The organism is Azospirillum formosense (genome assembly GCF_013340925.1).
Lineage (GTDB): Bacteria > Pseudomonadota > Alphaproteobacteria > Azospirillales > Azospirillaceae > Azospirillum > Azospirillum formosense.
This window is the reverse complement of sequence record NZ_WHOR01000415.1, coordinates 1-3,267: the sequence shown is the minus strand read 5'-3', so window position 1 is coordinate 3,267 and position 3,267 is coordinate 1. Positions and strand designations below refer to the sequence as shown.

The window sequence follows — 3,267 nt, the reverse complement described above, 5'->3', positions numbered from 1 at the left end:
TCGCAGGGGAGGGCTCTTCTCCTCCCCCTGCGCAGCGGGGGGACGTCGGGAGGGGGGCCACTGCATCCACTTCCCCCTTCCAAAGAGACCCCACCCATGACCGCAGCCACCGCCATCACCGCCCCCGGCCTCGCCGGACCCGCGACCGCCGCACGGCCCCGCATCGGGCGGGAATGGACGCTGGCGCTGCCGCTGGCCGCCTTCTTCGCGGTGTTCTTCGTGACGCCGCTGCTGCTGCTGGTCGCCGTCAGCCTCTACGCCGACGCGGAGATGACGCGGTTCGGGCTGGACCAGTACATCCGCTTCTTCGGCGACGCCTTCAATCTGGCCGTGCTCGGCAGCACGCTGCTTCTGGGGGTGAAGGTCACGGCGCTGACCCTGCTGTTCGGCTACCCGCTGGCCTGGCTCTACACCCGCAGCGGGCCGCGGATGCAGTCGGCGCTGATCCTGGTCATCATCCTGCCGCTGCTGACCTCGGTCGTGGTCCGCACCTTCGCCTGGATCGTCATCCTGGGGCGCGACGGCATCGTCAACAACCTGCTGCTGTCGCTGGGTCTGGCGGAGACGCCGCTGCGCCTGCTCTACACCGAAGGCGGTCTGGTCGCCGCCCTGGTGCAGGTGCAGATGCCGCTGATGGTGCTGCCGCTGATCACCACCCTGTCGCGGCTCGACCCCAACCTGCTCGACGCCTCGGCGGCGCTGGGCGCCGGGCCGTGGCGGGGCTTCCTCAAGGTGACGCTGCCGCTGAGCCTGCCGGGGATCGTCGCCGGCTGCCTGCTGACCTACGCCGCCGCGGTCACCGCCTTCATCACCCAGTCGCTGGTCGGCGGCGGGCAGATGCTGTTCATGCCGCAATACATCTATCAACAGACGATCACGCTCCACAACTGGCCCTTCGCCGCCGCCATCTCCATCGTCTTCATGGTGTCGGTGCTGGGTGTGGTGATGCTGTTCAACCTGCTGGGCCGCGCCAGCAAGGGGTACGTCCATGCCTGACATGCAGCGCCCGACCCTGGGAAGCGCCTCCTTCGGCCTCGTCATGGGCACGCTCGCCGGTGCGGCGCTGCTGCTGCTGGCGGCGCCGACGCTGGTGGTGCTCGTCACCTCCTTCACCGACGGCTATTCGCTGAAGTTCCCGCCGCCGTCCTACAGCCTGCGCTGGTACGCCTCGCTGATCGACGCGTGGCAGCTCCAGGACGCCGCGCTGGTCAGCCTGAAGCTGGGCGCCGTGGTCACCGCCGTGTCGGTGGTGCTGGGCACCGCCGCCGCACTCGCCATCGGGCGCAGCCGGCGGGCGTGGGCGCGCGGGCTGGACGCGCTGTTCATGTCGCCGCTGGTCCTGCCGGCGCTGGCCTTCGGCCTCGCCTCGCTGGTGTTCTTCAGCACGGCGGGGGTGGAGCTGTCGTTCCTGACGCTGGCGATCGGCCACATCGTGGTCAGCGTGCCCTACGTCCTGCGCACCACGCTGGCAAGCCTCGCCCAGCTCGACCCGGCGCTCCTGGAAAGCTCCGAGAGCCTGGGGGCCGGGCGCCTCTACACCTTCCGCCGGGTGACGCTGCCGACCATCCGCAACGGCATCGGCGCCGGGGCCTTCATCGCCTTCATGTCGAGCTTCGACAACATCCCGGTGTCGCTGTTCATGGCCGACGCCCGCAACGAGGTGCTGCCCATCCGCATGTGGCAGATCCTGGAGAACAGCCTGGACGTCCGCGCCGCGGCGGTGTCCGGCGTGCTGATCGCCGTCACCGTCCTGGCGATGGTGGTGATGGAGCGCGTCGCCGGCCTGTCGCGCCAACTCCGCTAACTTACGCTCCCCGGAACAGGGAATAACCCCAGGGGGTGAATTTCAGCGGCAGATGGTAGTGCTGCTCCACGTCGGTGACGGTGAAGCGGAACGGCGCCTCCTCCAGGAAGGCCGGTTCCGCCCCTCCCGCCCCTTGCGCGCGCAGCCAGGGGCCGATGTGGAACACCGCCTCGTAGACGCCGGCCGTCACGCCCGCCCCGCCGACCACCGGATGGTCAAGCGCACCATTGGCACACAAACGGCTTTCCGCTAGCCTGTCCCGCTGTCCGTCCCGCAAAGCATAGAGTTCCACCCGCATCCCCCCGGCGGGCACCCCGCGCGCCACATCCACCGCATGCAACGAAATCCCGCCGGCCATCGGCCCGTCCCTTTCCTGTGTGGAGTCCCCATGAACGTCTGGTTGCTGCCTCTGATCGCCATGGCGGCGGTTCAGGCGTTCGTCGGGCTGTGTCTCTTCGCCATTCCGGTGATCGCGCCGCAGGCGGCGCCCGACCTGGGAGTCGATCCGGGGCTTCTCGGGCTTTATACCGCGGTCGTCTTCACCGCCGCCATCCCCGCGTCGCTGGGAGCGGGTGGGCTGATCGCCCGCTGGGGGGCGATCCGCACCTGCCAGGCCTGCCTGCTCGCCGCCGCCGGGGCCGCGCTGCTGTCGGCCAGCGCCCTTCCCATCGCCTTCCTGCTGGGGGCGCTGGCGCTGGGCTTCGCCTTCGGGCCGGAGACGCCGGCCAGCACGCAGCTGCTGTCCCGGCTGACCCCGCCGGAGAAGCGGCCGCTGGTCTTCTCGCTGCGCCAGACCGGCAACCAGTTCGGCGGCATGGCCGCTGGGTTCGCCGTGCCGCTGCTGGTCCTGTCCGTCGGCTGGCAGGCGAGCCTGCTGGTCGTGGCCGGCGCCACCGCCGTGCTGGCGCTCGTCCTGGAGCCGCTGGCCCGCCGCCACGACGGCGACGACCGGGCCGCCCCCCGCCCCGCCGGCCGCGGCACGCTGAAGCGCGCGCTCGATCTGGTCGCCGGGGAACCGGCGCTGCGCCGGCTGGCCATGGCGGTCTGCGCCTTCTCCGCCATGCAGCTCTGCCTGAACGGCTTCCTGGTCAGCTTCGCGGTGACCGGCCTGGGCTGGAGCCTGCCGCTGGCCGGGACGGCGCTGGCGGTGGCGCAGGGCGCCGGCCTGATCGGGCGCGTCGGCTGGGGCCTCGTGGCAACGCGCTGGGCGCCGCCCCGCGTCATCCTCGCGGGGCTGGGCGTCGCCATGAGCGTGGCCGCCGCCCTCGTCGCCATTGCCTCCCCCGGCTGGACGGTGCCGGTGTTCCTGGCCGTCTGCGCCGCCTTCGGCCTGTCGGCGAGCGGCTGGAACGGCCTGTTCGTCTCGGAGGTCGCCCGTCTCGCCCCGACGGGCCGGGCGGGCGAGGCGACGGGCGGCATGCTCGCCATCGCCTACGCCGGGCGGGGGCTGTCCATTATACACA

Annotated in this window: 4 protein-coding genes; 3 read left to right on the top strand and 1 reads right to left on the bottom strand. The window is 71.5% G+C overall.

The annotated features are described in order from the left end of the window. The first annotated feature begins 96 nt into the window (after positions 1-96). Complete coding sequence (locus GBZ26_RS28380; RefSeq protein ID WP_137117762.1) at positions 97-996, top strand: ABC transporter permease; 900 nt, start codon at positions 97-99, stop codon at positions 994-996. Further along, the gene (locus GBZ26_RS28375; RefSeq protein WP_040136197.1) at positions 989-1,804 is read left to right on the top strand and encodes an ABC transporter permease; all 816 of its coding nucleotides are present in this window, start codon (positions 989-991) and stop codon (positions 1,802-1,804) included. The genes GBZ26_RS28380 and GBZ26_RS28375 overlap by 8 nt, the downstream gene beginning before the upstream one ends. A 1-nt stretch (position 1,805) precedes the next feature. Here the strand turns inward: GBZ26_RS28375 and GBZ26_RS28370 are convergent, their stop codons facing one another. Then, on the bottom strand, positions 1,806-2,162 hold the full coding sequence (locus tag GBZ26_RS28370) for a hydroxyisourate hydrolase (RefSeq protein ID WP_174441661.1): 357 nt from the start codon (positions 2,160-2,162) through the stop codon (positions 1,806-1,808). Between the two features lie 30 nt (positions 2,163-2,192). Here GBZ26_RS28370 and GBZ26_RS28365 point away from each other — a divergent pair. Next, positions 2,193-3,267: MFS transporter (locus tag GBZ26_RS28365; RefSeq protein WP_174441660.1), on the top strand; the 1,075-nt coding region annotated here is incomplete at its 3' end.

What these genes read in the sequence shown, in the direction of transcription:
- GBZ26_RS28380 (WP_137117762.1), top strand. Translation starts at nt 97, where the DNA reads ATGACCGCAGCCACCGCCATCACCGCCCCCGGCCTCGCCGGACCCGCG.
- GBZ26_RS28375 (WP_040136197.1), top strand. Translation starts at nt 989, where the DNA reads ATGCCTGACATGCAGCGCCCGACCCTGGGAAGCGCCTCCTTCGGCCTC.
- GBZ26_RS28370 (WP_174441661.1), bottom strand. Translation starts at nt 2,162, where the DNA reads ATGGCCGGCGGGATTTCGTTGCATGCGGTGGATGTGGCGCGCGGGGTG.